Here is a 26,372-nt window from a genome sequence, read left to right on the forward strand (position 1 = left end):
TGTGCGGTAATCGAGCGTGAGTTATGCCGTCGTGCCCAGTGTCCCGCCGATGTCGCGCAGTCCTGCCAGGTCGTGCACGTCGCCGGCGAGGGCGGGCACGCGGACCAGCGGCACCTCCGGATGCGCGCGGGTGAACCGGGCGAGCAGCCGGTTCTCGCGTTCGGCCAGAGCCACGCGATCCGCGTGCAGGCGCAGTACGGCCTCGGCGAGCGGGGCGTTGCGCACCGATTCCGCCGCGGTCAGCGCTTCCGTCGCGGACAGCGGCGCGAGCACCGGATGCGTGCGGTTGGCCACCAGCCCGGCCAGCGGCATCGCCTCAGCGGCGAGGCGCTCCACGAAATAGGAGGCCTCGCGCAGCGCGTCCGGTTCCGGCGCGGCGACCACCAGGAACGATGTACCGGACGAGCGCAGCAGCTCGGCGGTCTTGCGGGCGCGCTCGCGGAACCCGCCGAACATGCTGTCGAAGGCCTGCATGAACGCCGAGGCGTCGGCGAGCAGCTGGCCGCCGATGATCGTGGACACCGCCTTCGCGAACATCGAGAACCCGGCGCTGACCACCTTGCGCAGCCCCCAGCCACCGGCCTTGGCCGGCCCGGTGAGCAGCCGGATCATCCGGCCGTCGAGTGCGGTGGACAACCGGGTCGGCGCGTCCAGGAAGTCGAGCGCGGACCGGCTCGGCGGCGTGTCGACGATGATCAGGTCCCACTCGTCGGTGGCCGCGAGCTGGCCCAGCTTCTCCATCGCCATGTACTCCTGCGTCCCGGAGAACGAGGTGGAAATGGTCTGGTAGAAGGGGTTCTGCAGCAGCTGCTCGGCGCGTTCCGGGCCGGCGTGCACGCGCACCATGTCGTCGAAGGTGCGCCGCATGTCGAGCATCATGGCCCACAGCTCGCCCTTCGGCTCGAAGCCTTCGACCTGCACCTGCTTCGGGTGATTGCCCAGCTCCCGCAGGCCGAGTGCCTGCGCCAGCCGCCGGGCCGGATCGATGGTCAGCACCACCGTCTGCCGTCCGCGTTCGGCCGCGCGCAGGGCCAGCGCCGCGGCGGTGGTGGTCTTGCCGACCCCGCCGGACCCGCAGCACACGATCACCCGGCTCGCCGGGTCGTCGAGCAGGGCGTCCACCTCCAGTTCCGGCATCAGCGCACCCCCTGTTCCCGCAAGGCGTCGGCGAGTTCGTAGAGCGCGCCGACGTCGATCCCGTCGGTCAGATCCGGCAGCTCCAGCGTCGGCAGATCGGCCTCCGTGAGCTGCTCGCGGGCGCGCTGCTCGGCGGCCACCCGCACGGCGTGTTCCACGGTCTCCTCGACGAGCGCGTCCAGCGTCTCCTCCGGCAGGTTCAAGCCTGCCGACGCGAGCCCGGACCGCACCCGCACCGCGTCCACCCGGCCGTCCGCGGCCGCGGTCACCGAACGGGCCGGCAGCCGCGGCGGGCGGACCCGGTTGACCAGGACCGCGCCCGGGCGGAGATCGGCGCCGTCCAGCTCGGCCACCGCTTCCACGGCCTCCCGGACCGGCATCTCCTCCAGCAGCGTGGTCAGGTGCACTGCGGTCTCCCCGGAGTGCAGCAGCCGGACGACGCCGTCGGCCTGGCCGCGGATCGGGCCGGTCTTGGCGAGATCGGTGAGAGCCTTGGTGACGTCGAGGAACTTCACCACGCGGCCGGTCGGCGGCGCGTCCACCACCACCGCGTCGTAGCTGTGCCGGCCGTCGGATTCGGTGCGGCCGACGCACTCCTTGATCTTCCCGGTGAGCAGGACGTCCCGCAGCCCCGGCGCGAGCGTGGTGGCGAACTCGATCGCGCCCATCCGGCGCAGCGTGCGGCCGGCGAAACCCAGGTTGTAGAACATCTCGAAGTATTCGAGAAGCGCCGCTTCGACGTCGATGTGCAGCGCCCGCACCTCGCCGCCGCCGGGGACCGCGGCGATGCGCTGTTCCGCGTACGGCAAGGGTTCGGTGTCGAACAGCTGTGCGATGCCCTGCCTGCCCTCGACCTCGATCAGCAGCACCCGGCGGCCGTCCCTGGCCAGCGCGAGGCCCAGCGCCGCGGCGAGCGTGGTCTTGCCGGTGCCGCCCTTCCCGGTGACGAAATGCAGCCGGGCCCGGGTGAGCTCATCAGTCCAGCCGGCGGGGAGTGTGGTCACACTGTCAACAGTAAACCGGCGTTCAGCTGGCCAGCATCATGACGCCGACCGCAGCCACGACCGCCGCGACGAGGCTCCAGGTCACCACGCCCGGCAGCACGGTGAGGGTGAGCACGGCCACCACGACCAGCGCGGTGGCGGTGACCGTCCCGACGATCGCGACCCGGCCCGAGTCGTTCACGCGATCGCGGCTCTTCGCCATGATCGCGAGCGTCAACGGCAGCCCCGCTACCGCGAGCGCCACCGTCGCGACGATCCGCCAAGTCTCCACGGCACCACGTTAGCGACCTTCGCCCGGCCCCTCCGGCCCGCGCCCGGATCGGGGTGAATGTGAGGTGACCCACACCTGCCACGGTCCGTCACTCGTTCACCTGGTCGGGTGGCCGGCTTCGACGGCGGCGGTCCGGACCGGGCTTGCTCGTTTGGTTACGCTCCCGGGTCATGAGCGCGACCAAATGGGAGTACGCCACCATCCCGCTGCTGATCCACGCGACGAAACAGATCCTCGACCAGTGGGGCGAGGACGGTTGGGAGCTGGTCACCGTGCTGCCCAACTCGAGCGGCGAACAGCACGTCGCCTACCTCAAGCGGCCGAAGAGCTGAGGGGGCGGCTGTGACCTGGAGCGAACGGCTCGCCGAACTCGGTCTCGAACTGCCCGGAGTCGCCGCACCGCTGGCCGCGTACGTGCCGGCCGTGCGTAGTGGCTCGCACGTCTACACCTCCGGCCAGCTGCCGTTCGTGGACGGCGTGCTCGCCGCGACCGGCAAGGTCGGCGCGGAGGTCAGCCCCGAGGAAGCCAAGGGATACGCCCGGACCTCGGCCCTCAACGCGCTGGCCGCGGTGCACGCCCTGGTCGGCATCGATTCGGTGACCCGGATCGTCAAGGTGGTCGGCTTCGTGGCGTCCGCGGACGGCTTCACCGGCCAGCCCGCGGTGGTCAACGGCGCCTCCGAACTGTTCGGCGAGGTGTTCGGCGACGCCGGGGTGCACGCGCGTTCCGCGGTCGGTGTCGCGGAGCTTCCGATCGGATCGCCGGTGGAGGTCGAACTGATCGTGGAGGTGCAGTGATGGACCCCGATATAGAACAGTCTCTGCACGAACTGCTGCTCCGGCTGGCCGGCCGGACGCCCGACCAGCTGCTGTGGCGGTTCCGGGACTGGCTCGGCGAGGGTGCCATGGGCACCCTCGCGCGGACCCTGCCCAGGTCTTTGCTCAAGCACAGGATCGATCTGGACCAGACGGAGTACCGGCTGCTCGTGGCCGGTCTGATTCCGCACGGTGCGGACTGGCACCAGGTGAGTTCCACCCTGGGGGTAGACGACGTCGCCGAGACCCGGTACACATTCACGCGGAGTGCACCCGAATGGGTGAACTCCGTCGATTCCGTGTCCGTGCTGCTCCACGCGACCCTGCGTGGGCGCCCGGACGTGGGGGAAGTGCGGCAGAGCTGGCGGCGCCTGGGTGGCGCGGCCGGCGAGGACGGGGCCAAGCGGGTCCTGCTGGTCACCGCGACCGCGGGCCGGCCGAGGCTCACCGGGGAACTGCAGCGGGTGCTGCGGGTCCTGGGTGACGAAGAGCCCAGCGTCGAGGTCCTTCCGCCGCGTTTCGACCCTCCCGGGTACCACCGGGCCGCGCTCGCCGAAGCCGAGCTGGTCTGCGTCGGCGCCGCGGGTGCCGGTCATCGACTAGTCGCCGCGTAACGCTCGAGCCGCCAGGCGAGCTGGGAGGAGCAGAGCAATGGTGGAGGTTCACGAAGGCCCGCCGATGGACGGGTTCTCGGTGCCCCTGCGTCTGCACAACTTGTTGCTGGCCGTGGCGGGCCGCATCGACGACAGCGCGCTCACCGAGGCTCGCGAGCTGATCGCCCGCGCGCACATCGACGAGGCCGTGGAACTCACCACGGGCACGTTGATCGCGGGCCGGATCCCGGTGACCTCGGACGAGCAGACCGAGCTCGCACTCGTGCTGGAAATGAGCCGGTCGGACGCGACGCTGGCCAACGACCTGCTGGTCGAGGACGCGGAGGCGCTGCAGACGCACCGGTTCACCGGTGATCACCAGCCCGAGTTCGGTCTCGCCGAGGCACTCGATCGGACCCTCCAGGTGCTGCCGGACGTCCGTTCGGTGCACGCGGTGTGGCGCAACACTCCGGCCGGCAGCGTGCCTGGCGCGCTGCCGCAACGTGTGGTGCTGGTGGAACTGGGCCCGGAGGGCAACCCGCCCGCCGTCGCCTTCCGCGTGGACACCGCGTTGCGCCGGGCGGGCATCCGCTCGGTGGTCGAGGTGAGCGGGCCCGGCGTCCCGAAGTCCGACTACCACCAGGCCGCAAGCGCCGTTGCGACTCCCGTGTGGGTCACCGGCAGCACGCACTCGGCCCCGGACTACCGCCCGGAACCGAGCACCCCGCCGCGGGCGCCGGTCTCCCCACCGCCGGTCGCCGAACCGGTGGCGGAAACGCCGAGCAGGCACGGCATCCGCCCGGCCGCGGAAGCACCCGCCCCGCCTGCGCCGGTCCCCATCGCCCCGGTGGTGCCGATCGTGCAGAACCCGCCGCCCGCCGAGCCCGACCGCCCGGCGGTGCGCCCGGAGACCCGCGCCGAGCGCACCTCGGACCTGACCTCTGCCGAGGTCGCCCAGCTGCGGCAGGCACTGGCCGAGGACCCGGAGAAGGGCCGCGAGATCGCCGCGGGCAAGCCGAGCATGCACGAGGTCGTGGAGCTGCCCGCGCTGGACCTGGACGACCCCAGCTTGTCCGAACGGGATCGCGCACTGCTGCGGGAACTCCACGAGGAACTGGCCGAACGCGAACGAGCCGAAGCCGCCCGCCTCCGCCTCAACGGCGCATCCCGCTCCGGCGGCGACCAGCGGTGGTCGGGTTCCTGAACCGCCGACTGCGGGCTGAACCGGCTGCTGCGTGTTCGGGCCTGAACTGGGGTCTTTGCGCGGGTTTCACGGTTGAAAGCTGGATGGCGGACCAGGGTGCCTGGTCCGCCGTTCTGCGTCTTGGGCTGTTTCTGGGCTGGTCCTTCGGTGGTTGGGCCTGGTTTGGGCGAGTCTCGCTTGGTTACGCGGATTGTGCCTGTGCCGCCCGGCCGCGGCCTCTAACTCCGCGGCCATGCCTGTGGCCTCTGACCCCGTGACCCTGCCTCCAGCCCGTGGCCTGTGGCTCGTTCGGTCCGTAGGCCGGTGTGGTGCTGCGCGGCCGTTTGTCCGGTGCCGGGCCGTGATGTGCGTCCGGTGGTCGGCGTTGCGCACTGGTCGCGAGGTATGTTGCCCGGGTGGATCGGCCGCGTGAGTTCGTCTTCGACATCCCTGCCCGCCCGGGCATCGCGATCCGGGACAACGCTGATGGCCCGCCGGTGCGGCCGAAGGATGCCGCGACGGTGATTCTGCTCCGCGACGCCGCGGACGGGCTGGAGGTTTTCCTGCAGCACCGCGTGCGCGGGATGGCGTTCGCCGGCGGGATGACCGTGTTCCCCGGCGGTGGTGTCGATCCGCGGGATGCCGACGCGTCCGTCGCTTGGGCCGGGCCATCGCCGTCGTGGTGGGGCGAGCAGTTCGCGTGCGACGAGGGGCTCGCCCGTGCGCTGGTGTGCGGCGCGGTGCGCGAGACGTTCGAGGAGACCGGTGTGCTGCTGGCGGGGACCGAGGACGCCGTGGTCGCCGACGTCATTCCGTATCGCGAAGCGCGGAAAGCCTTGGAGCGTAGGGAAATCTCGCTAGCCGGGTTTCTCGCGGGGGCGAGCCTTACGCTGCGTGCGGACCTGCTGCGCCCATACGCGCACTGGGTTACGCCGCGGGAAGAGCCGCGTCGCTACGACACCCGATTCTTCGTTGCGAAGCTCCCGGAAGGCCAAGGCGCGGACGGCGCGACGTCCGAGGCCGACGCCGTGGGCTGGCAGCGTCCGTCCGCCGCGATCGCGGACGCGCGCGAAGGGCGCCGCGGGCTGATGCCGCCGACCTGGCTCACCCTGAACGAGCTGAAGGAGTTCGCCACCGCGGACGCCGCGCTCGCACAGGCGCGCGAGATCGTGAAGACGGTCCCGAAACTGGTCCCCGACGGGGACCTGATCCGCGTCATCCTCGATCCGACGGAGGACTGAATGACCGCCCCCGCCTACGGCGTGCTGCGCCGGGTTTCCGAGACGGCGTCGGTGCTGCTGGAGAACAACCCGTCCACCATGACGCTGGAGGGCACGAACAGCTGGGTGCTGCGTGCCCCGGAGGCGTCCGCGGCGGTGGTCGTCGACCCGGGCTATCACGACCTGGACCACCTGGAGCGGCTGGCGGGTATCGGCGCGGTCGAGCTGATCCTGCTCACGCACCACCACCCCGACCACATCGAGGGCGCACCCTGGCTGGCCGCGCGGACCGGCGCGCCGGTCCGCGCGTTCGACGCGTCCCTGTGCCTCGGCGCGGACCCCTTCGCCGACGGCGACGTGGTGTCCGGCGGCGGCCTGGAATTCCGCGTAGTGCATACCCCCGGGCACACCGACGATTCGGTCTCCTTGCACGTCGCGAACCAGATCCTGACCGGTGACACCATCCTCGGCCGCGGCACGACGGTTCTGCACGACCTCGGCGATTACCTCCATTCGCTACGCCGTCTGATCGACCTGCCCGCGGGTACCCCCGGCCTGCCCGGGCACGGCCCGGAGCTGCCGGATCTGCCGGCCACCGCCCGGGAGTACCTAGCCCACCGGGAACAGCGGCTGGACCAGGTGCGTTCGGCCTTGCAGGTGCTTGGCACGAACGCGACGCCACGACAGGTCGTGGAGATCGTCTACGCGGACGTCGACCAGTCGCTTTGGCCCCCCGCCGAGGCGAGTGTGCAAGCCCAGCTGGCATACCTGCGTGCTTCGGAGGACGGACGATGAACAACGTCGAGGTCGAGTTCTACTGGCGGCCGGGCTGCCCGTTCAGCGAAGCACTGCACTCGCAACTCGTGGAGAGCGGCCTGTCCTTGCGGGAGATCAACATCTGGGAAGAGCCCGGTGCCGCCGAACGAGTCCGCGAAGTGGCCAACGGCAACGAAACCGTACCGACCGTGATCGTCGGCTCGTCGGCCCTGGTGAACCCGACCGTCGCTGAGGTGCACGCCGCGGTCCGCGAGGAATCCGCAGCCTGACCACCCGTTCCTGATCACCCCTTCCGGACTACGGGCACCCAGCCACTGTGCGCCTGAATATCCGTGACCCGGCAACGGTCGGCGGCGCCAGCGGCGTCGGACCGGCCGGAGGATCGGACTGGCGTGCCGCACAGACCGGGCCGCACCATCCCGCTGCGTCCATCCAGGCCGCACCAACCGGCCGCGAGCCAATCCGGCCCCGCTCCGATCGGTCGGCCCGCGCGGCGGTGCCCGCCACCGTGCGCACGCGGAGGCCGGCACTGCACTATCCACTTCGGACAGTTTGGGCGGTGGGCCGGTGTCCTGGTAGCGATCCCGGTCCTGCAGCGGCAACGCGAATCGCCCGCCCTCCGTCCGGATCGCCAGCCGGCTGCCTTCGACGACCAGCCGGGCCCGGTCAACGTCGAGCATCCGCAGCGTTTCGGCGACCGGCGCGGCCGGTACCAGCACCTCGCCGTCGGTGTGCGCGGTCGCGGGACTGGTGAATCGTACGGCCAGCTCGTGGTCTCCGCCGGAGACCACGAGACCGCTTGTGCTCGCCCGCAAGCGCAGCCGAGCCTGCCGGGAGAGGAGTCGTACCGCGGCGTTCGCGACCGCTGCCAGCGGCCGCACGAGGGAGGTCAGATCCATGTCGGCCAAGCTAGCGGCGGCCACCGACAAAAGCTCGCGCCCGTTTCCGGAAATGCGTGCTGACCTGTGGAAAATTGACCGGAGCGAAAGGGACCAATACTCCGCTCAGCCTCCGGCGGCGACCAGTTCGCCGCTGGGCGAACCGGCTGGGACCGGCGCTGGCCGCACCGTCCCGCGCAGCAGCCACACGAGCACGGACAAGGCCACCCCGGCCACCCCGCCGGCAAGGAACGCGGCACCGATCCCGAGGTGCTCGACCAGATATCCGCTCATCGACTGCCCGGCAGCGAGCCCCAACGTGACCGCGGTCAGTACCCAGCCGAACGCTTCGGCCGCCGTGCCCGGCGGTGCCACGGCCTCGATCACCGCGGAGTGCGTAGTCGACTGCGGCGTGATCATCGCCCCCGCCAGAAGCATCACCAACGCCAGCGCCCACAACGACGACGGCAACGCGAGTAACGCCACTAACGCACCGAAGCCGCTCAGCAGGACCGGCAGTCGCAAGTTGAGTGCCCGTGGCCATGGGCGCAAGCTGTACGCCACACCGAAGGCGACTGAGCTGATTGACCACGCGGACAGCAGTAGTCCGCTGAAAGACGTATGCCCGGCTTCTGTCGCTGCGGCCGGTACGGCGACCTCGACGAAGCCGATCACGAGGCCGAAGCCCAACGCCGCCAGCGCGAGCGTGCGCATGCCCGACCCTGCCAGCGCGCCGAGCAAGGGCTTCTTCACGTGCGGAGCGGGACCCCACCCGCGTACGGCAGGGCTCAACGCGAACAGTATCGCCCCGATGACCATCGTCGCGGCCCCGACGATCATGCCGGTGCCCGGCCACGGAGCGGTGATCAACAGGCCCGCGATGCCCGGCCCCAGGATGAAGAAGACCTCCATGCTGATCGCTTCGTAGGACAGTGCGGCGTTACGCGCTTGTCCTGCCGGTAGCAGCTTCGTCCAGAGCGCGCGCGACGCGGAGCCGACCATTGGTTCCGACAGTCCCGTCGCGGCAGACAGTGCTACCAATGCGAAGGTGGACGCGTGCGCATCGATCGCGACGGCGAGCGCAGTCATCGACAGCGTCAGCAACGCGGCTACAACCAGCAGGGGGCGCGTCGGCCCGAAGCGATCGATCAGTCGTCCCTGGATCACCGCGCCGAGCGAGACGCCTGCGAGGGCGCTGGCGGAAACCAGCCCTGCGTCGGCGAACGAGCCGGTCTCGCGCTGTACGTAAAGCAGAGCCGAGATGCCGACCATCGCGATCGGCAGCCGGGCCAGCGCCGAGGCTACGGCCGGACCTCGCGCGCCGGGTGCGGTCAGAGCGGCACGGTAGTCAGCGAGCGTGGTGCGGCCTTCTAGGTGAGCAGACTGGGACACACGTACCAGTCTGCCATAAACTGGTACGTTGGTACCAGTAAGGCGCCGGTCACGTGCGTCACCTTTGTGCCTGACGTGTGACGGCTGCGCGCGACTCGTGGCCTGTCGCGCAGGAGGAAATGGCGTCGGTGCTGCGAGGCGAATCACTGTGGCGACCGTCGGGTGTGGCGGTGATCGCTGTCGATTCGGAACTCGGCCGGACCGTGTGCCGATTGGGGATTTTGTTCGGTAAGAACAGCTTTTGGCATAGGCGGATGTGACGATCGAGGTGGCTGCGCGCACATCCGGCGCTCGGCTCGTTGTCGTTCTGTCGGCGGAAAAACTCGTGACGGGCCCGCTGTCGCGGAGTACCGTGAAGGTGCTCGGACGTAGTCCAGCCGCATCGTCGGCCGGCGATGCTCGGCCCTCTCCGCGGGGCTTGAAACGCCGGTTGTAGGGGGCGGCTGGGTCTCGATCCGGTAACGGCAGATGGATTTTCGATGAACTGGTGCAACTAATCCGCGGAGTCGGCGTCCTTGAGGGTGAATGGCCTTGAATTCGTGGGTAGTGGCCATGATGGTTGTACAACAACACAGCACCCAGCTCCCTCCGGCATAAGGGTCGGGGCCTGGTCCGGAGGGCGGGGAGCGCGGGTCGTCGGGGGATGATCCGCGCACAGGCAAGGAGCCGGTGCGCCACGTCGGGGGTGGCGCCCGGCTCCTTGTCATTTTCCGGTCGCGGAGCCGGAGTGCGGGGAGGACACGGTGGGGTCGGGTGGATGCCGCACGTGTGGGGGACGAGGTCTCCGCGATCGGGGAAATCTCGGGTGGGGTTGTCACTGTGCGGGTTCGGCGGGGTGTCGGTGGGAGAAGGCGCAGGTCGTAGGGGAAATGTCGGGGCTGGGGTTCGGGATGTGTGTGGGCTGGGGATGTGGGGGCGCGGAATCCGGCTGAAGGCAGCGGCCGGCCGAGGAGAGTTCCTGGCGGGCTCATTCGGGCAGTGGGGCTGGCCGCTCCACCTACAAGGATCCGGACCGGGACTTGATGGGTACGGGCGGCTGACCAGGATGGCGTGGACAGGGCGAGACCGGTAGGTCTGGCAGCACGAGGCTGCGCGGCAGTACTGAGTGCCGGCCGACGCCGAGACGTGGCTGTGCGCCGTTGGCGAGTGGACCGTCTGCAGGGAAGACGCGGCCTGTGTTGACGGCTGAGCGCGTTGGCTGGTCAGGGGAATGGTGCCTGGCTGTGTCGAGCGCAGTGCCGTCGACACGGGGAGGAAGCCCGGAGTTGGCGGCTGAGCGCAGTGCGCTCGGCTGGTGGAAGTGGTCCGAGTTGGCATAGGCCGAGCCTGGTGCCGTGGGAGGAAGCGTCCAAAGTCGACGGCCGAGTACGGCGTCCTCCGCATGATTCGCCGACGGGATCGCAGGGCGAAACCTCGAAGATCACTGATGGTTACCGCCAAGATGGCGAGCGGCCCGGTGATGTCCAGGGTGACCGGCATGGTGAGTACGCAACGTGACGGTTGCCGCCGGTCAATGCCGGAGTGGCCGGGAATCCCGCCCAGTACGGGCAGTTTTGCCTTTGCCCGCGCGAACATTCCGCCGGGCAAACGTCGCGCTGTGCAGCCTCGCTCCGGGCAAACTCCGCGCCGGGCAGACGCCCGCCAGGCAAACGCTGTGCCAGTCAAGTCCGTCAGGTCTCCGCGGGAGACCTCGCCCCCGGACCTCAGGATCCCTGCCGGGCACGCTTCCAACGGGAGCCCTGCTGGGCGGAAGACGCCGGGAACCCAGGCCCCCCGGCATCGGGGGAAACCCAGCGGGGCACCGGGAAGCCCAGCCGGGAACATCCACAGGAGACCCGGTCAGGCACCCCGCCGGACCCCCGAAGGACCCGCCCCAGACAAGCCAAAAGCCACTCCCACCAGCACGAGACGGTGGGAGTGGCCTTCGGGACTACGTCAGCGGGCGCGGCGGGCCAGCCGCTCCGGGTCCAGGATCAGCACGCTCTTGCCTTCCAGCCGGAGCCAGCCGCGGTGGGCGAAGTCGGCGAGTGCCTTGTTCACGGTCTCGCGGGAGGCGCCCACGTACTGGGCGATCTCCTCCTGGGTGAGGTCGTGCGTCACGCGCAGCAGGCCGGCTTCCTGGCTGCCGAAGCGCTGGGCCAGCTGCAGCAGCGCGCGGGCCACCCGGCCGGGCACGTCGGTGAAGATCAGCTCGGCGACCATGTTGTTCGTGCGGCGCAGGCGGCGGGCCACCACGCGCAGCAGCTGCTCGGCGATCTCCGGGCGGGTCGAGATCCACTGGCGCAGCGCCGGGCGGTCCATCGTGACCGCGCGGACCTCGGTGACCGTCGTCGCGCTCGAGGTGCGGGGGCCGGGGTCGAAAATGGACAGCTCGCCGAACATGTCGGACGGGCCGAAGATGCCGAGCAGGTTCTCCCGGCCGTCCGGCGACTTGCGGCCGATCTTCACCTTGCCGGACTGGATGATGTACAGCTTGTCGCCCGGTTCGCCCTCGTTGAAGATGACGTGGCCGCGGGGGAACTCCACGGATTCCAAGGTCTGGGCCAGCGCCTCCGCCGCTGCCGGCTCCACACCCTGGAAAATGCCCGCACGGGCCAGGGTTTCGTCCACCTCGGGTGCCTCCTCGTCGAGAAACGAGCACTGCCTCCGCAAGCCGGAGGCAGTGTCGCCGATCACTTTCGCGTCAGTCTAGGGTCTACCGGCAAGATCGCCCGTCGGCTCGCCGAGCGAAGCCGGCGGCCGGGGGATGACCTCGTCCGACTGAGCAGCCTAACTCCGCACGCGCCGCGCGCGTAGCCTGGCTGCCCGTCCGCCCAGCCGACGTAGCCTGAACAGCTCCAGCGCCCGGCCGATCCCGTGCCCGTAGAGCGCCCGCACCTCGTTCGGCTGAGCCTTCTCCAGGAACTCCTCGACCTCGTTCTCCTGCACCGCGACATGCTTGAGCCGGGTCTCCACCCGCTCCATGAAAAGCGCGAAGAACATGATCACCAGGGGGACCAAGATCACGAACCAGACGGTCATGCGACACATCCGTCAAACACAGTCATGGACTCCAGATCCTCGCTCATGGCGGACGTGCGCCAAGGTGGTGTTCTGGCGGGTCGGCCGCCCACCGTCGGGTGCTCCGACCGGCTCGTCCGACTCGCCCGTAGGCTATCGGGGTGCCACCAGCTGCCCCGAACGCCCCCCGCAAGGGTGGCGCCGAAAGCCGGCTAGCCCTCGTAAGACGCGCCCGGCGGATGAAACGTTGCCTGGACGAGGTATATCCGGACGCGAAAGCCGAGCTGGATTTCACGAATCCGCTGGAACTGCTGGTCGCGGTGGTGCTGTCCGCGCAGACCACGGACGTGCGGGTGAACCTGGTCACGCCGGCGTTGTTCGCGAAGTACCGCACCGCCGCCGACTACGCCGCGGCCGACCGCGCCGAGCTGGAGGAGTTCCTGCGCCCGACCGGGTTCTTCCGGGCCAAGGCCAACTCGCTGCTGGGGCTCGGCGCGGCGCTCGTCGAGCGGTTCGACGGCGAGGTGCCGCGCAGACTGGAGCAGCTGGTCACCCTCCCGGGCGTGGGCCGCAAGACCGCGAACGTGGTGCTCGGCAACGCCTTCGACGTGCCGGGCATCACAGTGGACACCCACTTCGGCCGGCTCGTGCGCCGATGGGGCTGGACCGCCGAGGAGGACCCGGTCAAGGTCGAGCACGCGGTCGGCGAGCTGATTCCGCGCAAGGAGTGGACGATGCTGTCCCACCGTGTGATCTTCCACGGCCGCCGGGTCTGCCACGCACGCAAGCCGGCCTGCGGGGCCTGTCCGCTGCGCAAGGACTGCCCGTCGTTCGGCGCCGGGCCGACCGAGTTCGAGATCGCCGCGAAGCTGGTCAAGGGCGAGGAGCGCGACCACATTCTCGAGCTGGCGGCGCGAGGGTGACCACTGCCACGAAGTGGGCCCTGGGCGTCGCGGTACTCGTCGCCGCTGCGTTGGCCGCGGTGCTGACCCTGCGTGGCGACGACAAGTCCGCGCCTGCCGCGACCGGGGATCTCGCGGCGGTACGGGCGCAAGCGAGGCTGAGTCCTTGCCCGCCTCCCAGCGGAAAGCCGGTCGCTCAGGCCGAGGGCATCCAGGCCGACTGCCTCGGCGACGGCGCGCGCGTCGACGTCGCCAAGGTGCTCGGCGGTGCGCCCACGCTGGTCAACGTGTGGGCTTCGTGGTGCCAGCCGTGCCGGACGGAGCTGCCGGTGTTGCAGCGCTACGCGGACGAGCCGGGCGCGGTACGAGTACTCGGCGTACAGGTCGCGAGTCCCGCTGAAGACGGACTAGGCCTTCTCACGCGGCTTGGCGTACACCTGCCGTCGCTCTATGACGGCGGTGGCCAGACCGGTCCGATCCGCGCAGCGTTGAAGGTGCCGTCGTCGTTGCCCGCTTCGTACCTCGTCACCGCGGACGGGCAAGTTCGGTTCATCGCCACCCCACGGTTGTTCGACAGCACCGAGCAGGTGCGTGCCGCTGTGAAGGACTTCTCATGACCGGACCGCTCGTCGAACCCGAGGCTGTTCCGGCATGGCTGCGGCCCCTGGTGAAGGTGTCAGCGGAAGTGGACAGCCGCGCGTTCACCAGGTTCAGCCCGCCCGAGGACCTGCTCACCCGGGCCGCCGCGGTGCTCATCCTGTTCGGCGAACGGGCGGACGGGCCGGACGTGCTGCTCACCCGCCGGGCCGAGACCCTCGGTTCGCACGCTGGTCAGGTGGCCTTCCCCGGCGGCGGCGCCGAAGACGGCGACGGCGGACCGGTCGGTACGGCGCTGCGTGAGGCGGAGGAGGAGACCGGCGTCGATCCGTCCGGCGTGCTGCCGGTCGCGGTGCTGCCGGAGCTGTACGTGCCGGTCTCGCGCTTCGCCGTCACGCCGGTGCTGGCGTATTGGCACGAGCCTTCGCCGGTACGCGCGGTCGATCCGGGCGAGACCGCCGCGGTCGCCCGGGTGTCGCTGGCCGATCTGGCCGACCCGGCCAACCGGTTCCGCGTGAGCCGGGAGGGTACGTCGTGGAAGGGGCCTGCCTTCAACGTCGACGGCCTGTTCGTGTGGGGCTTTACCGCTGGGCTGCTCTCGGTGTTGCTTTCCCTCGGCGGTTGGGAACGGGAGTGGGAGACCGGCGACGTGCGGGACCTTGACGTAGCGTGGGCCGAACACCAGGCCCGGAACGCGGCACTGGGCGGCTCGGGCGAGGAGGGACGCCGGTGAACTGGGTCGACGTCGTGGTGCTGGTGCTCGCACTGATGGCGGCCGTGTCCGGGGCGTTCCAGGGCGTGGTCGTGGCGCTGCCCGCGCTGATCGGTGTCGGGCTGGGCGCGGTGGGCGGGGTGAAGCTCGCGCCGTTCGTGATCGAACTGTTCGACAACCCGGTGGCGAAGGTCGCGTTCGCGTTCGCCGTGGTGGTGTTCCTGATCGTGCTGGGCGAGACGCTCGGTGTGTGGGCCGGCCGGAAGCTGCGGAACAAGATCAACCCGGACCGGCTGTCCGCGATCGACAAGACGCTCGGCGCGATTGTGCAGGGAGCGGCGGTGTTCATCGTGGCGTGGCTGGTGGCGAACCCGCTCACCACGGTGTCCGCGGTGCCGGGGCTGGCGAAGTCGATCAACTCCTCGGTGGTGCTCGGCAAGGTCAACGACCTGATGCCGTCGGAAGCGCAAGGGTTGCCGAGCGATCTGCGCAAGCTGCTGGACGCGTCCGGGTTCCCGTCCGTGCTGGCGCCGTTCGAGAAGGCGCCCGCAGTGGACACGCCGCCGCCGGACACCTCGTCCGCCAACGTCTCCGCGGTCGCGCGCCGGGTGCACCCGAGTGTGGTCAAGATCCGCGGCAGCGCGCCGTCGTGCTCGCGTTCGCTGGAAGGCAGTGGCTTCGTGATCGCGCCGCAGCGCGTGATGACGAACGCGCACGTGGTCGCCGGTACCGACGAAGTCGGCATCGAGTCCACTGCGGGCGATTACCGGGCACGGGTCGTGTACTTCGATCCTGAGGTGGACATCGCGGTGCTGGCGGTACCCGGGTTGAGCGCGCCGGTGCTGCCGTTCGCTCCGGAGACCGCGAAGGCGGGCGACAACGCCGTAGTGCTCGGTTACCCGCTCGACGGCCCGTACACCTCGACTGCGGCCCGGATCCGGCAGCGGATCAACCTGCGTGGTCCGGACATCTATGACGCCAACACCGTGCAACGCGACGTGTTCACCGTCCGCGGCACCGTACGCAGCGGAAACTCCGGCGGCCCGATGATCACGCCGGACGGAGAGGTGATCGGGGTCGTGTTCGGCGCGGCCGTCGAGGATCAGGACACCGGGTTCACGCTGACCGCCGAACAGGTCCGCGCGGAGGTCGACGCGGCCCCGTCGCAGACCAGCCGGGTGGCCACCGGCGCCTGCGCTGCTTGAGTCCCGGGAAGGGCTGTGAAGGGTCCCTTCACGGCCGCTGAGGCTGTGAAGGGACCCTTCACAGCTTTGCGGCCCAGCGGTCAGCGCACGAAGTCGATGAGGGATTCGGTGACCCGCTCCGGGACTTCCAGGTGCGGGAAGTGCCCCACCTCCGGCCAGATCCGCGGGGCCTGGTGCGGCCCCGCCCAGTGCACCGACGTCAGCGCGGTTTCCGGGAGGATGCAGGTGTCCTCAGCGCCGTGCAGTTGCAGCAACGGGGCGGTCACCCGCCGCCCGACCGCCTCGGTGAACCGGCGGCCGTCGCCGCGGAACTGCGCGCGGAACGCCCAGCGGTAGTACTCCAGCGCGGAATGCGCGACCCCGGGTACGAGCATCGCCTGCCGGAACGCAGGCACGGTCTCGGCGAACGCCCGCGTGCCGCGCCAGCGTGCGCCGGACCAGTCGGAGAAGAGTGTCTCGACGTTGGCCGCGCTGTCTCGGACCAGCCATTTCTCCGGCGCCATCGGGACCTGGAAACGGAATAGGTGCCCGGTCGCCCGTGCTTGTCCGCGCGCGGGGCGCAAGGCCGAGCGTTTCACCGCGGACTTGAGTGCCAGCGGATGCGCGCCGCCCACGGACGTCACCGAGGCGACCAGCCGCGGGTGCAACGCCGCGACGGTCCACGCGAGCATTCCGCCCCAGGCGTGCCCGACGAGGTGTGCCCGGCGGGCGCCGAGGGCCTTGATGAGGCCACCGACGTCGCCTGCCAGCGTCCACGCGTCGTAGCCGCGCGGTGGTTTGTCCGAGTCGCCGTAGCCGCGCAGGTCCACCGCGACCGCGCGGAAGCCCGCTTCGGCCATCGCGGGCAGCTGGTGGTGCCAGGCCCACCAGTACTCGGCGAATCCGTGCAGGAACAGCACCAGCGGCCCCTCGCCGCACTCGGCGACGTGCAGCCGGATGCCGTTGGCCGAGATGTCGCGGTGTATCCATGGGCCTTCGGCCCGCACGATCGACGGGTCCGGGGTCAGCTCCAGCACCTGCTCCGCCTCAGCCCGCCCGGCCGCGGTCAGGCTTGGGTGGCGGGCAGGTCGTCTTCGGCGGCCTTACGCGGCTTGAGTGCCGCGGCGGTCTCCTTGACACTGCCGATGGTGCGTTCCGGGGCGCGTAGCTTTTTCACCTTGCGCCAGCCGAGGAACGCGGTCAGCGCCGTGGTCAGCAGCATCAGGCCGAACACGGTGAGGAACGCCGGCCAGCGGACACCCCACCAGTCGGACAGGATCTCCGCGACGAACAGGAACAGGAAGTAGGAACTGTAGAGCCCCACCGCGAGCGCGATGAGGAAGAAGACCGCGCCTTTGAGCGCCTTCTTCATCTCGGCGACCAGCTCCGACTTCGCCAGTTCCACCTCGGCCCGGACCAGCGTCGACAGGTGCTGGGTGGCGTCGCCGACCAGCCTGCCGATGGATTGCTCGCTCGCCGCGGCCTCCTCATCGCTGGACAGGGGCAGGTACGGCACGGCCCCCACGCCGTCGGGGCTGGTGCGCTCGTGTTTGGGGCTGCTCACCGGGTCATCGTGCCACGTGGCCGTTCTCCGGGCGCGACGGACCGGCGGGAGTGTCGTGATCAGTCCACCGGCGCGTGTGCCCGGCTGCGCCGCAGCAGCAGCGCGGCCGAGCCCAGCGAGGCCACCGCGGATCCGATCAGCACCGCCGCCTTGGCCAGCTCGCTGGTTTCTTCGGGCAGCGCCAGTTCGGCGATCAGCAGGCTCACCGTGAACCCGACGCCGCCCAGCAGCGCCAGCGCGCTCAGGTCGCGCCAGCCCATGCCGCGGGGCTTCTCCGCTATCCGCAGCTTCACCGCCAGTATGCTCGCGCCGAGGATGCCCACGAACTTCCCGCCGACGAGTCCGAAAAGGACGGCCAGCGGCAACGCCGTGGTGAACACCTGCGCCAGCGCGTCGCCGTTCACCGCGATCCCCGCGGCGAACAAGGCGAACATCGGCACCGCGACCGCGGCCGACCACGGCTGCAGCCGGTGTTCCAGCCGGATCGCGGGAGCTTCGTCCTCGCCCTCGTCCGGGCGGACCCGGGTGAGCAGGCCGAGCAGGACGCCGGCGATCGTCGCGTGCACCCCGGCGGAATGCACCGCGACCCAGGTGACCAGCGCGAGCGGGACGTACAGCCAGGACGTGCGCACGCGTTTGTGCTGGAGGAACGCGTACAGCGCGAGCGCGAGCACCGCGACTCCGGCGGCGATCAGGTCGAACCCGCTGGTGAAGACGATCGCGATGATCAGGATGGCACCGAGATCGTCCACCACGGCCAGGGAAAGCAGGAACACCCGCGCGCTGCTGGGCAGGTTCGACGCGGTCAGCGCGAGTACGCCGAGCGCGAACGCGATGTCGGTGGCCACCGGGATCGCCCAGGCCCGGTCCATGCCCGGCGTGCCTGCCCCGATCGTGAGCGCGACCAGCGCGGGCACCAGCATTCCGCCGGCCGCGGCGAGGACCGGCAGGATCGCCTGCTTGACCCGGGACAGCTCGCCCACCACGAGTTCCCGCTTGAGTTCCAGCCCGGCGACGAAGAAGAACAGCGCGAGCAGCCCGTCCTTCGCCCAGTCGCCGACGGTGAGGTTCAAGTGCAGGAACTCCGGGCCGAGCCGGAAGTCGCGCAGCGCTTCGTAAGTACCGCGCAGCGGTGAGTTCGCCCAGACGAGCGCCACCGCGGTCGCGGCGAGCAGGATCAGCCCGCCGGTGGTCTCGGTGCGCAGGTAACGGGTGAACTCGGCGACGGCGCGGCGCGGTGCGATCACGGGCAAACCTCCGGGAGGGGTCGACGAAACCTGTTGCCGACCAGGCTTCCCGGCACACCGATAAGCCAGTCTACCGGCCGGTACACCGGAGCGCAGTGGCCTGCGTTACCGAACGTGAAACGGATAGGTCAGCCACCAGGACGAGCTGAAGGACTTCCTGTTCCCCCTGCCCATGCTGCTCGACGGTCTGCGCCGAACGACCGAGCGAGTCACCTATCGACGCCGGTTTCTCGTTCACCTGTTCTCCTCCTAGCATGCGAAACAAGCACGACAACGTTGTCCCAGCGCAAGGAACGAGACAGTTGTGAGCAGCTCTACCGAGGTCCAGCAGGACACGAGGTTCTTCGGTCACCCGCGGGGACTGGCGAACCTCTTCGGCGTGGAGATGTGGGAGCGCTTCTCCTACTACGGGATGCAGGGCATCCTCGCCATCTACCTCTACTACCAGGCGAGCCAGGGTGGGCTCGGAATCAACCAGAGTGCCGCGGTCGGCATCGTCGGCGCCTACGGCGGCACCGTGTATCTGTCCACTGTGGTCGGTGCCTGGATCGCGGACCGGCTGCTCGGCTCCGAACGGACCTTGTTCTACAGCGCGATCATCGTGATGATCGGGCACATCGCGCTGGCGGTGCTGCCCGGAATGGCCGGGGTCGGAGTCGGCCTCGCCTGCGTGGCGCTCGGTTCCGGTGGGCTGAAGGGCAACGCCACCTCGGTGGTCGGCACGCTCTACGCCGAAGGCGACGAACGGCGCGACGCCGGCTTCACGATCTTCTACATGGGCGTCAACCTCGGCGGGTTCCTCGGCCCGCTGCTGACCGGGCTCGCCCAGCAGAACCTCGGATTCCACTTCGGCTTCGGGCTTGCCGCGATCGGCATGGCGCTCGGCCTGATCCAGTACACGCTCGGCCGCAAGAACCTCGGCGAGAAGGCCTCCGAGGTGCCGAACCCGCTGCCCTCCTCGCAGCGGATGGTCCCGATCGTGGTCGCCGTGGTGCTCGTAGTCGCGATCGCCGTGCTGATCACCTCCGGGGTGATCACCGCGGAGAACCTCGCCGATGTGGTGATCTACCTCGTGGTGGTGATCTCGGTGGTGTACTTCGTGGTCATCCTGACCAGCAGGAAGATCACCGCCGACGAGCGCAGCCGGGTGTTCTCGTTCATCCCGATGTACCTCGCCAGTGCCGCGTTCTTCTCCCTCTACCAGCAGCAGTCGACGGTCGTGGCGATCTACAGCGACCAGCGGCTGGACCGGAACCTGTTCGGCTGGGAGATGCCGGTGTCCTGGGTCAACTCGATCAATCCGGTGTTCGTCATCGTGCTCGCCCCGATCGTCGCGGCGATCTGGACCAAGCTCGGCCCGCGGCAGCCGTCCACGCCGATGAAGTTCGTGTTCGGCACGGTGCTGATGGGCTTGGCGTTCCTGCTGTTCCTGCCGATGACCGGGACGGGGGAGAACGGCAGTCCGCTGATCGCGCTGGCCGGCATCCTGTTCGTGTTCACCGCCGGTGAGCTGATGCTCTCGCCGGTCGGGCTGTCGTTGTCCACGAAGCTCGCGCCGGAGAAGTTCCGCACGCAGATGGTGGCGCTGAACTTTCTGTCCGTGTCACTGGGTACGGCGCTGTCGGGCAAGCTCGCGGAGTCCTACGACGTGCACAACGAAACGCCGTACTTCAGCATCATCGGCGGTGTCGCGGTCGCGGTCGGGCTGCTGTTGTTCGCCTGCCTTCCGTTCGTGCGCAAGCTGATGAAGGGCGTGCACTAACCGATGGTGGTGCCGAAGGCCACGCCGACGAAGTAGGTGACGAGCATGGTGAGGGCGCCGACGCCCACGTTGCGGACGATCGCCCGCCCTGCCTTCGCGTTGCCGAGCCTCGCGCTGACGAACCCGGTCAGCGCGAGGCCTGCCGCCACCGCCAGCGCACAGGCCCACACGCGCACGCTGACCGTCGTCCAGGCGATCGCCAGCAACGGCAGCAGCGCGCCGGCCGTGAACGCGACGAGCGAAGCCCACGCGGCCTGCCATGGGCTGGTCAGGTTGTCCGGATCGATGCCGAGTTCCGCCTCGGCGTGCGCCTGCAGGGCATCCTTGCGGGTCAGTTCCCGCGCCACCTGTCCGGCCAGCTCGGGGGAGAGGCCCTTCTCCTGGTAGATCTGCGCCAGCTCGCGTTCCTCGGCCTCGGGCATGGTTTTCAGTTCGTGCTTCTCCAGGCGCAGCTGCGCCTGTTCGGTGTCCCGCTGGGTACTCACGCTCACGTATTCCCCGCCGGCCATGGAAAACGCGCCGGCGACCAGCCCGGCAATTCCCGCGGTGAGGATCGCGGTACTGCTCGTGGTCGCCCCGGCGACCCCGACCACGATGCCGGCCACCGACACGATCCCGTCGTTCGCCCCGAGAACTCCGGCGCGCAACCAGTTCAGCTTGCCGCCGAGGTCCTCGTGCGGTTCGTGGGGATCGTGCTCGCCGAGCTGCCGCTGCGTTTCGGTCACAATGGCCAGTGAAGCACGAAGATTGTGCGCACGCGATACTCGGCGGAATTATTGCCGGCCGGGGAGTTAAGAAAGGCAAACCTCACTGTGTCATGCCTTTGCTGAGGTGATCTTATTGTGGCGAGTGGAATTGTGGCTTCGGCTCGCCGATGGTATGAGAAACGCCCGGCGGTACGCGGACCACCGGGCGTTTCCTTCGTCGGATGGTTCAGACGTCCAGCTCGGCGAGCGCCGCCTTGGCCGCTTCGAGCTCGGCCTCCAGCTGCGCCACCTTCGCCGCCTGCGCCTCACGGGCGGCGTTGATGACCTCGTCGATCGGGCCGGACAGGTCCTCGTGCAGCTCCTTCGCCGCCCGCGACACCGCGGCGGCCGGGATTTCCAGGCCCTTCGCGACCCACTTGCTGCCGTTCTTCAGCTCGGCCTGCCACTCCCCGTCGGCGGTGCCGGTGACGGTGAGCGTGAGTTCCACGGTGCGGGTCTTCTTCGCCGTCGACGGCGTGGCCTTCGGGCGGCCACGCTTCGGCTTGGGCGATTCGACGACGGGCTGGTCGGGCGGGGTGTCCCCGGACTCGCCGGTGGAGTCCTGCTCTGCGGGCGACGGTGCGGCGACCGGCTCGGTGACCTGCGGAGCTTCGGCGGCCGGCGACTCCGCCGCCGTCCCGGCCGCAGCGGTTTCGTCCTGCGTCACGGCTTCCACGGACATTCGTGTCGTCTCCTTGCCCGAATCTGGGGTGGGTACGCGGGCATCGTAGAACATGCGTTCGATGGCCGTGCACGGGGGTGCGGACGCGAGGAAGGGGCGCTCCCGGCCGGGCGCGCCCCTTCCTCGCGGGAAGAACCTACTACTCCTCCTTGCCGGTGTTCAGGCCTGCGGAGATGAGGTCCATGACGCTGGAGTCGGCGAGGGTGGTGACGTCGCCGATGGTGCGGTTTTCGGCGATGTCGCGCAGGAGGCGGCGCATGATTTTGCCGGAGCGGGTTTTGGGGAGTTCGGGGACGATGAGGATTTGGCGGGGTTTGGCGATGGGGCCGATTTCTTTGGCGACGTGGTTGCGGAGTTCCTGCACCGCGTCCTCCCCACCGCTGTCGGTGGTGTGGGCGGCGCGGAGGATGACGAACGCGACGATGCCTTGCCCGGTGGTGGGGTCGGACGCGCCGACCACGGCGGCTTCGGCGACAGCGGGATGCGACACCAGCGCGGACTCGACCTCGGTGGTGGAGATGCGGTGCCCGGACACGTTCATCACGTCATCGACCCGGCCCAACAGCCAGATGTCGCCGTCGGTGTCGTATTTCGCGCCGTCCCCGGCGAAGTAGAAGCCCTGTTCGGCGAACCGGGACCAGTAGGTGTCCCGGAACCGCTCGTCGTCGCCCCACACCCCCCGCAGCATCGAGGGCCACGGCTTGTCCAGCACCAGGTAGCCGCCACCGCCGGGCGGGACCTCGGTGCCGGTGTCGTCCACGACCTTCGCCGAGATCCCCGGCAGCGCCCGCTGCGCCGACCCGGGTTTCGTCGCGGTCACCCCCGGTAACGGCGAGATCATGATCGCGCCGGTCTCGGTCTGCCACCACGTGTCCACAATCGGGGTCTTCGACGCGCCGATCGTGTCCCGGTACCAGATCCACGCCTCCGGGTTGATCGGCTCACCCACACTCCCCAGCACCCGCAGGCTCGACAGGTCGTATTTCGCGGGGATGTCGGCACCCCACTTCATGAACGTCCGGATCAACGTCGGCGCCGTGTAATAGATCGACACCTTGTATTTCTGGATGATCTCCCAGTGCCGGCCCTCGTGCGGCGTGTTCGGGGTCCCCTCATACACCACCTGCGTGACCCGGTTCGCCAACGGCCCGTACACGATATAGGAATGCCCGGTGATCCACCCGATATCCGCCGTGCACCAATACACATCCACGCCCGGCTTGTGATCGAACACCACATGATGCGTATACGCCGCCTGCGTCAAATACCCACCCGAGGTGTGCAGAATCCCCTTCGGCCGCCCTGTCGTCCCCGACGTATACAAAATGAACAACGGATGCTCACTGTCAAACGCCTCCGGCCGATGCTCCGCCGGCTGCGCGTCGACCAGGTCGTGCCACCACACATCCCGCCCCGCCACCCACGGCGTCGCCCCCTCCAGTGCGTCTCCCGTGCGGCGGACCACGATCACCTTCTCCACCGACTCCGCACCCGCCAGCGCCTCATCCACATTCGCCTTCATCGGCGCCGCCTTACCCCGCCGATACTGCCCATCCGAGGTGATCACCACCTTCGCGGCCGCGTCATCCACCCGGGCCCGCAACGCCGTCGGCGAAAACCCCCCGAACACCACACTGTGCAGCGCGCCGATGCGGGCGCACGCCAGCATCGCGACAATCGCCTCCGGCACCATCTGCAACTGGATCGCGACCACATCCCCCGCGACCACCCCCACCGACACCAACGCATTCGCCGCCCGCGACACATCATCCTTCAACTGCGCATACGTGATATCCCGCGTATCACCCGGCTCCCCCACCCAATGAATCGCGACCTGATCCCCGAACCCCGCCTCCACATGCCGATCCACACAATTATACGCCACATTCAACCGGCCCCCCGCGAACCACTTCGCGAACGGCGCCCCCGACCAATCCAGCACCCGCGACCACCCGGTGTCCCACGACAGCCGCCGCGCCTGCTCCGCCCAGAACTCTTCCCGGTCCTCCTCGGCCGCCCCATACACATCCGGCCCCACATTCGCCGCACCCGCGAACTCCGCACCCGGCGGAAAAGAACGACTCTCCGTCAACAAGTTATCCAACGCTGGGGACTGCTCGGTCATGATGAAAGGCCTCCTGTAGTGCGAACCCCGCGGCTCACGGCACGTTAGCGACGTTAGCCCGCCTACGACAAGGTTGCAGCGACGTTGCCTCAGCCGAGCCGGGCCAGCAGGCGAGCGCGCACACCGGGCCACTCGGCGTCGGTCAGCGAGTACACGACGGTGTCGCGTGAGGTGCCGTCCGGCCGGAGCCGGTGTGCCCGGAGCAGCCCTTCGCGCTGGGCGCCGAGCCGTTCGATGGCCCGCTGCGAGCGCAGGTTGCGCACGTCGGTCTCCCAGGCCGCCCGCTGGGCGCCCCAGCTCTCGAAAGCGTTGCGCAGCAAGAGGAACTTGGCCTCGGTGTTGAGCGCAGTGCGCTGGAAGGCCGCGCCGAGCCAGGTGTGCCCGATGGCCAGGATGCGGTGTTTCGCCGCGACCTGGTAGTACGAAGTGGTGCCGGCGACGCGGCCGGAGGCGAGGTCGATCTGCGCCATCGGGAGCCGGTCCGGATCGGCCAGCGCGGCCCGCACCATTGCCTCGGATTCGGCGAGATCGGTCGGTCGCGCCACGCTCAGCCAGGTCCAGATGCCCGGGTCGGCGCCGGCTTCGAGCAGGCCGGCGGCGTGGCCGGCGGCCAGCGGTGCCAGCCGGACATGGCGGCCGGTCAGGGTCGGGGGTTCGGTCCAGGTGCTCACCAGGCTCACGCTACGAGGCCAAGTGGCTGTGCAGGATATCCATTTTCACCTTAGTTCACCAGTCCACTTCGCCGTTGCCTATGCTCGCGGGAAGAACCGGAAAGAGGGCGCGCATGGCCGAGGAACGGGAAGAGCTGACCTGGGAGCTGTTCGGGTCGGCGGGCCGGGAACTGGCCCGGACCGTCGCCGACGACGGGTACGCGCCCGACCTGATCCTGTCCATCGCCCGTGGCGGGCTGTTCGTGGCCGGTTCGCTCGGCTACGCGCTCGACGTGAAGAACCTGCACGTGATGAACGTCGAGTTCTACACCGGTGTGGACCAGCGGCTGGACCTGCCGGTGATGCTGCCGCCGGTGCCCAACGTGGTCGACCTGACGAGCAAGAAGGTGCTGATCGCCGACGACGTGGCGGACACCGGCGCCACGCTCAAGCTGGTCCGCGACTACTGCCTGGACCACGTGGCCGAAGTGCGCTGCGCGGTGATCTACGAAAAGCCACAGTCCACAGTGAAGTGTGAGTACGTGTGGCGCCGGACCGATCGGTGGATCAACTTTCCGTGGTCGGTGCTGCCGCCGGTCGTGCAGCGGAGCGGGCAGGTGCTCGACGCGTGAGTGACCCACTGAAGCCCTTGCTGGAGCTCGACGGCGTCGCGACCGCGGCCAAGGCCGCACAGGACGCGGTGTTCGCCGTGCACCGGTTGCCGGCGAACCTCCGTGGCGGCGCGGAAACGGCTGCCGAAGCGTCCGTGCGCGCGGCGCGGGCCTCGGCCGGGATCGCCGGGGCCAACCCCGAGCTGCCCGCTGACGGTTCGGTGACCGATCCACTGCTGGCCGGTGCGCTCCGGGTGGCCGAGACGCTGGAGCGGCTGCTGCCGACATGGCGGCGGGCTCCGTTGCAAGCGCTGGCGCGGCTCCACCTGCTCGCCGCTTCCGACCTGGTCGACGATCCGGACGCGCTCGGCCGTCCCCGTAGCGGTGGGGAACGGCTGGAGCTGCTCGCCCAGCTCGTCACCGGGGCGACGAAGGTGCCTGGTGCGGTGCTGACCGCGGTCGTGCACGGCGAGCTGCTGGCGTTGTCGCCGTTCGGTTCGGCAGACGGCGTGGTCGCTCGCGGCGCGGCGCGGCTGGCGATGGTCTCGACGGGTCTCGACCCGAAGGCGCTGACGGTGCCCGAAGTGGCGTTCTTCCGGCGTGTGCCGAAGTACGTCGAGCTGGCCGAGGGTTTCGCCGGCGGAACTCCGGAAGGCGTGCGCGCCTGGCTGCTGTTCTGCTGTGAAGCTTTCGAGACCGGTGCCAAAGAGGCCCGCAGCATCTCCTCCGCGGCGGGCTGAGGTTCAGCGGCGGACGCCGTCCAGGAGCAGGTCGAACATTCGGTCCAGTTGCTCTCGTCCGCCGTCGACGGCGGTGGCGGAAGTCATCCCGACCACGCTCACCACGATGTCCTCGGCGCGCACGTCGGCGCGCAATGTGCCGTCCGAGATCCCTGCGTCGAGGATGGTCTGGACTGCCGCGGTGAGGTCCTCGCGCACGTCCGTGATCGCCACTGCGCCGGACGACAGCAGCACTCGCAAGGAATCGGCCATCTCCCGTTTCGCGGTCGCGTATTCGGCGAAGCGATCCATCCAGCGGCGTAGCGCGTGCACCGGGTTCTCGGCGGCCAGCAGGACCTCCGCGCTGGCGCAGAGCTGTGCCACCTCTTCCCGGTACAGCGCCTCGACGAATGCTTCCCTGGTCGGGAAGTGCCGGTAGAGCGTGCCGATGCCGACTCCGGCGTCGCGGGCGATCCGTTCGAGCGTCACCGGTTCCCGGCCGGACGCGAAGGCGGCGCGGCCCGCTTCCAGCAGCCGGGTGCGGTTGCGTTCGGCGTCGGCGCGGCGACGGCGCGGCGGTCCTTCTTCCGACATGATGCG

28 protein-coding genes and 1 pseudogene are annotated in these 26,372 nt (G+C 69.5%); 14 read left to right on the forward strand and 15 right to left on the reverse strand.

From position 1 onward, the window contains the following. Positions 1 to 21: 21 nt before the first annotated feature. The 3 genes from D5S19_RS13190 to D5S19_RS13200 are packed head-to-tail and all read right to left on the reverse strand — an operon-like array spanning position 22 to position 2,412. Complete coding sequence (locus D5S19_RS13190) at positions 22 to 1,137, reverse strand: ArsA family ATPase (protein ID WP_120023630.1); 1,116 nt, start codon at positions 1,135 to 1,137, stop codon at positions 22 to 24. Next, positions 1,137 to 2,141, reverse strand: coding sequence for an ArsA-related P-loop ATPase (locus D5S19_RS13195; protein ID WP_120023631.1), 1,005 nt, complete (start codon positions 2,139 to 2,141; stop codon positions 1,137 to 1,139). Before D5S19_RS13195 ends, D5S19_RS13190 begins: the two co-directional genes overlap by 1 nt. Positions 2,142 to 2,163: 22 nt before the next feature. Continuing rightward, positions 2,164 to 2,412 carry a hypothetical protein gene (locus D5S19_RS13200; RefSeq protein ID WP_120023632.1) on the reverse strand — a complete coding sequence of 83 codons (249 nt, stop codon included), beginning with the start codon at positions 2,410 to 2,412 and terminating at the stop codon, positions 2,164 to 2,166. Between the two features lie 170 nt (positions 2,413 to 2,582). On the opposite strand from D5S19_RS13200, the gene D5S19_RS13205 reads away from it, so the two are divergent. The 7 genes from D5S19_RS13205 (at position 2,583) to D5S19_RS13235 (ending at position 7,270) form a co-directional block, all read left to right on the forward strand. Then, positions 2,583 to 2,744, forward strand: a complete 162-nt coding sequence (locus D5S19_RS13205) for a DUF4177 domain-containing protein (protein ID WP_098512780.1) — start codon at positions 2,583 to 2,585, stop codon at positions 2,742 to 2,744. A 10-nt stretch (positions 2,745 to 2,754) separates the two neighbouring features. Next, the gene (locus D5S19_RS13210) at positions 2,755 to 3,210 is read left to right on the forward strand and encodes a RidA family protein (RefSeq protein WP_120023633.1); all 456 of its coding nucleotides are present in this window, start codon (positions 2,755 to 2,757) and stop codon (positions 3,208 to 3,210) included. Continuing rightward, entirely contained in the window at positions 3,210 to 3,842 is a 633-nt protein-coding gene (locus D5S19_RS13215) for a hypothetical protein (RefSeq protein ID WP_098512782.1), read from the forward strand. Before D5S19_RS13210 ends, D5S19_RS13215 begins: the two co-directional genes overlap by 1 nt. 37 nt (positions 3,843 to 3,879) lie before the next feature. Continuing rightward, complete coding sequence (locus tag D5S19_RS13220) at positions 3,880 to 5,025, forward strand: hypothetical protein (protein WP_120023634.1); 1,146 nt, start codon at positions 3,880 to 3,882, stop codon at positions 5,023 to 5,025. Positions 5,026 to 5,420: 395 nt separating this feature from the next. Next, positions 5,421 to 6,245, forward strand: a complete 825-nt coding sequence (locus tag D5S19_RS13225) for an NUDIX hydrolase (protein ID WP_120023635.1) — start codon at positions 5,421 to 5,423, stop codon at positions 6,243 to 6,245. Continuing rightward, positions 6,246 to 7,019, forward strand: a complete 774-nt coding sequence (locus D5S19_RS13230) for an MBL fold metallo-hydrolase (protein WP_120023636.1) — start codon at positions 6,246 to 6,248, stop codon at positions 7,017 to 7,019. Beyond that, positions 7,016 to 7,270: a glutaredoxin domain-containing protein gene (locus tag D5S19_RS13235; RefSeq protein WP_120023637.1), complete on the forward strand. Its 255-nt coding sequence runs from the start codon at positions 7,016 to 7,018 to the stop codon at positions 7,268 to 7,270. Before D5S19_RS13230 ends, D5S19_RS13235 begins: the two co-directional genes overlap by 4 nt. 366 nt (positions 7,271 to 7,636) lie before the next feature. Here the strand turns inward: D5S19_RS13235 and D5S19_RS33105 are convergent. The 4 genes and pseudogenes from D5S19_RS33105 to D5S19_RS13255 form a co-directional block, all read right to left on the reverse strand. Further along, positions 7,637 to 7,900: pseudogene (locus tag D5S19_RS33105) on the reverse strand (DNA polymerase III subunit beta); the annotation flags it as partial. 105 nt (positions 7,901 to 8,005) lie between these two features. After that, complete coding sequence (locus D5S19_RS13245) at positions 8,006 to 9,271, reverse strand: MFS transporter (protein WP_120023638.1); 1,266 nt, start codon at positions 9,269 to 9,271, stop codon at positions 8,006 to 8,008. Between the two features lie 1,935 nt (positions 9,272 to 11,206). Beyond that, on the reverse strand, positions 11,207 to 11,881 hold the full coding sequence (locus tag D5S19_RS13250; RefSeq protein ID WP_003081747.1) for a Crp/Fnr family transcriptional regulator: 675 nt from the start codon (positions 11,879 to 11,881) through the stop codon (positions 11,207 to 11,209). 159 nt (positions 11,882 to 12,040) lie between these two features. Beyond that, positions 12,041 to 12,292, reverse strand: coding sequence for a hypothetical protein (locus tag D5S19_RS13255; RefSeq protein ID WP_098512788.1), 252 nt, complete (start codon positions 12,290 to 12,292; stop codon positions 12,041 to 12,043). A gap of 218 nt (positions 12,293 to 12,510) precedes the next feature. Here D5S19_RS13255 and nth point away from each other — a divergent pair, with 218 nt between their 5' ends. The 4 genes from nth to D5S19_RS13275 are packed head-to-tail and all read left to right on the forward strand — an operon-like array spanning position 12,511 to position 15,687. Beyond that, entirely contained in the window at positions 12,511 to 13,194 is a 684-nt protein-coding gene (gene nth, locus D5S19_RS13260; protein ID WP_120023639.1) for an endonuclease III, read from the forward strand. Continuing rightward, a complete protein-coding gene (locus D5S19_RS13265; protein WP_120023640.1) occupies positions 13,191 to 13,790 on the forward strand; it encodes a TlpA family protein disulfide reductase in 600 nt (199 codons plus the stop codon). The genes nth and D5S19_RS13265 overlap by 4 nt, the downstream gene beginning before the upstream one ends. Further along, the gene (locus D5S19_RS13270; RefSeq protein WP_120023641.1) at positions 13,787 to 14,503 is read left to right on the forward strand and encodes an NUDIX hydrolase; all 717 of its coding nucleotides are present in this window, start codon (positions 13,787 to 13,789) and stop codon (positions 14,501 to 14,503) included. Before D5S19_RS13265 ends, D5S19_RS13270 begins: the two co-directional genes overlap by 4 nt. Continuing rightward, the gene (locus D5S19_RS13275; RefSeq protein WP_120023642.1) at positions 14,500 to 15,687 is read left to right on the forward strand and encodes a MarP family serine protease; all 1,188 of its coding nucleotides are present in this window, start codon (positions 14,500 to 14,502) and stop codon (positions 15,685 to 15,687) included. The genes D5S19_RS13270 and D5S19_RS13275 overlap by 4 nt, the downstream gene beginning before the upstream one ends. Positions 15,688 to 15,767: 80 nt before the next feature. On the opposite strand, the gene D5S19_RS13280 is transcribed toward D5S19_RS13275, so the two are convergent. The 3 genes from D5S19_RS13280 to nhaA are packed head-to-tail and all read right to left on the reverse strand — an operon-like array spanning position 15,768 to position 18,477. Then, positions 15,768 to 16,700 carry an alpha/beta fold hydrolase gene (locus D5S19_RS13280; protein ID WP_120023671.1) on the reverse strand — a complete coding sequence of 311 codons (933 nt, stop codon included), beginning with the start codon at positions 16,698 to 16,700 and terminating at the stop codon, positions 15,768 to 15,770. 32 nt (positions 16,701 to 16,732) lie between these two features. Next, positions 16,733 to 17,230, reverse strand: a complete 498-nt coding sequence (locus D5S19_RS13285; RefSeq protein ID WP_098512793.1) for a phage holin family protein — start codon at positions 17,228 to 17,230, stop codon at positions 16,733 to 16,735. Positions 17,231 to 17,289: 59 nt separating this feature from the next. After that, the gene (nhaA, locus tag D5S19_RS13290; RefSeq protein ID WP_120023643.1) at positions 17,290 to 18,477 is read right to left on the reverse strand and encodes a Na+/H+ antiporter NhaA; all 1,188 of its coding nucleotides are present in this window, start codon (positions 18,475 to 18,477) and stop codon (positions 17,290 to 17,292) included. 304 nt (positions 18,478 to 18,781) lie between these two features. Between nhaA and D5S19_RS13295 the strand changes: the two genes are divergently transcribed. Then, positions 18,782 to 20,239, forward strand: coding sequence for a peptide MFS transporter (locus tag D5S19_RS13295; RefSeq protein WP_120023644.1), 1,458 nt, complete (start codon positions 18,782 to 18,784; stop codon positions 20,237 to 20,239). Here D5S19_RS13295 and D5S19_RS13300 read toward each other — a convergent pair. The 4 genes from D5S19_RS13300 to D5S19_RS13315 all read right to left on the reverse strand — a co-directional run bounded on the left by D5S19_RS13300 (position 20,236) and on the right by D5S19_RS13315 (position 24,463). Further along, positions 20,236 to 20,964, reverse strand: a complete 729-nt coding sequence (locus tag D5S19_RS13300; protein WP_120023645.1) for a VIT1/CCC1 transporter family protein — start codon at positions 20,962 to 20,964, stop codon at positions 20,236 to 20,238. The genes D5S19_RS13295 and D5S19_RS13300 overlap by 4 nt on opposite strands. A 208-nt stretch (positions 20,965 to 21,172) precedes the next feature. Continuing rightward, on the reverse strand, positions 21,173 to 21,667 hold the full coding sequence (locus D5S19_RS13305) for a DUF6319 family protein (RefSeq protein WP_120023646.1): 495 nt from the start codon (positions 21,665 to 21,667) through the stop codon (positions 21,173 to 21,175). A gap of 139 nt (positions 21,668 to 21,806) precedes the next feature. Beyond that, positions 21,807 to 23,792, reverse strand: a complete 1,986-nt coding sequence (acs, locus tag D5S19_RS13310) for an acetate--CoA ligase (protein WP_120023647.1) — start codon at positions 23,790 to 23,792, stop codon at positions 21,807 to 21,809. An 89-nt stretch (positions 23,793 to 23,881) separates the two neighbouring features. Then, positions 23,882 to 24,463 (reverse strand): GNAT family N-acetyltransferase, encoded by a 582-nt coding sequence (locus D5S19_RS13315; protein WP_120023672.1) that lies wholly within the window; start codon positions 24,461 to 24,463, stop codon positions 23,882 to 23,884. Between the two features lie 113 nt (positions 24,464 to 24,576). Here D5S19_RS13315 and D5S19_RS13320 point away from each other — a divergent pair, with 113 nt between their 5' ends. Further along, positions 24,577 to 25,074 carry a phosphoribosyltransferase gene (locus tag D5S19_RS13320; RefSeq protein WP_120023648.1) on the forward strand — a complete coding sequence of 166 codons (498 nt, stop codon included), beginning with the start codon at positions 24,577 to 24,579 and terminating at the stop codon, positions 25,072 to 25,074. Then, a complete protein-coding gene (locus D5S19_RS13325; protein ID WP_120023649.1) occupies positions 25,071 to 25,793 on the forward strand; it encodes a Fic family protein in 723 nt (240 codons plus the stop codon). The genes D5S19_RS13320 and D5S19_RS13325 overlap by 4 nt, the downstream gene beginning before the upstream one ends. A 3-nt stretch (positions 25,794 to 25,796) precedes the next feature. On the opposite strand, the gene D5S19_RS13330 is transcribed toward D5S19_RS13325, so the two are convergent. Next, positions 25,797 to 26,366 (reverse strand): TetR/AcrR family transcriptional regulator, encoded by a 570-nt coding sequence (locus D5S19_RS13330; protein ID WP_120023650.1) that lies wholly within the window; start codon positions 26,364 to 26,366, stop codon positions 25,797 to 25,799. Positions 26,367 to 26,372: the final 6 nt, after the last annotated feature.

The sequence above is a fragment of the Amycolatopsis panacis genome (assembly GCF_003600245.1).
Lineage (GTDB): Bacteria > Actinomycetota > Actinomycetes > Mycobacteriales > Pseudonocardiaceae > Amycolatopsis > Amycolatopsis sulphurea.

Excerpts from the sequence above, each read along its gene's own strand:
- D5S19_RS13190 (WP_120023630.1), bottom strand. The coding sequence starts at position 1,137 with ATGCCGGAACTGGAGGTGGACGCCCTGCTCGACGACCCGGCGAGCCGG.
- D5S19_RS13205 (WP_098512780.1), top strand. The coding sequence starts at position 2,583 with ATGAGCGCGACCAAATGGGAGTACGCCACCATCCCGCTGCTGATCCAC.
- D5S19_RS13215 (WP_098512782.1), top strand. The coding sequence starts at position 3,210 with ATGGACCCCGATATAGAACAGTCTCTGCACGAACTGCTGCTCCGGCTG.
- D5S19_RS13220 (WP_120023634.1), top strand. The coding sequence starts at position 3,880 with ATGGTGGAGGTTCACGAAGGCCCGCCGATGGACGGGTTCTCGGTGCCC.
- D5S19_RS13230 (WP_120023636.1), top strand. The coding sequence starts at position 6,246 with ATGACCGCCCCCGCCTACGGCGTGCTGCGCCGGGTTTCCGAGACGGCG.
- D5S19_RS13235 (WP_120023637.1), top strand. The coding sequence starts at position 7,016 with ATGAACAACGTCGAGGTCGAGTTCTACTGGCGGCCGGGCTGCCCGTTC.
- D5S19_RS13255 (WP_098512788.1), bottom strand. The coding sequence starts at position 12,292 with ATGACCGTCTGGTTCGTGATCTTGGTCCCCCTGGTGATCATGTTCTTC.
- nth (WP_120023639.1), top strand. The coding sequence starts at position 12,511 with ATGAAACGTTGCCTGGACGAGGTATATCCGGACGCGAAAGCCGAGCTG.
- D5S19_RS13270 (WP_120023641.1), top strand. The coding sequence starts at position 13,787 with ATGACCGGACCGCTCGTCGAACCCGAGGCTGTTCCGGCATGGCTGCGG.
- D5S19_RS13305 (WP_120023646.1), bottom strand. The coding sequence starts at position 21,667 with ATGTCCGTGGAAGCCGTGACGCAGGACGAAACCGCTGCGGCCGGGACG.
- acs (WP_120023647.1), bottom strand. The coding sequence starts at position 23,792 with ATGACCGAGCAGTCCCCAGCGTTGGATAACTTGTTGACGGAGAGTCGT.
- D5S19_RS13320 (WP_120023648.1), top strand. The coding sequence starts at position 24,577 with ATGGCCGAGGAACGGGAAGAGCTGACCTGGGAGCTGTTCGGGTCGGCG.
- D5S19_RS13330 (WP_120023650.1), bottom strand. The coding sequence starts at position 26,366 with ATGTCGGAAGAAGGACCGCCGCGCCGTCGCCGCGCCGACGCCGAACGC.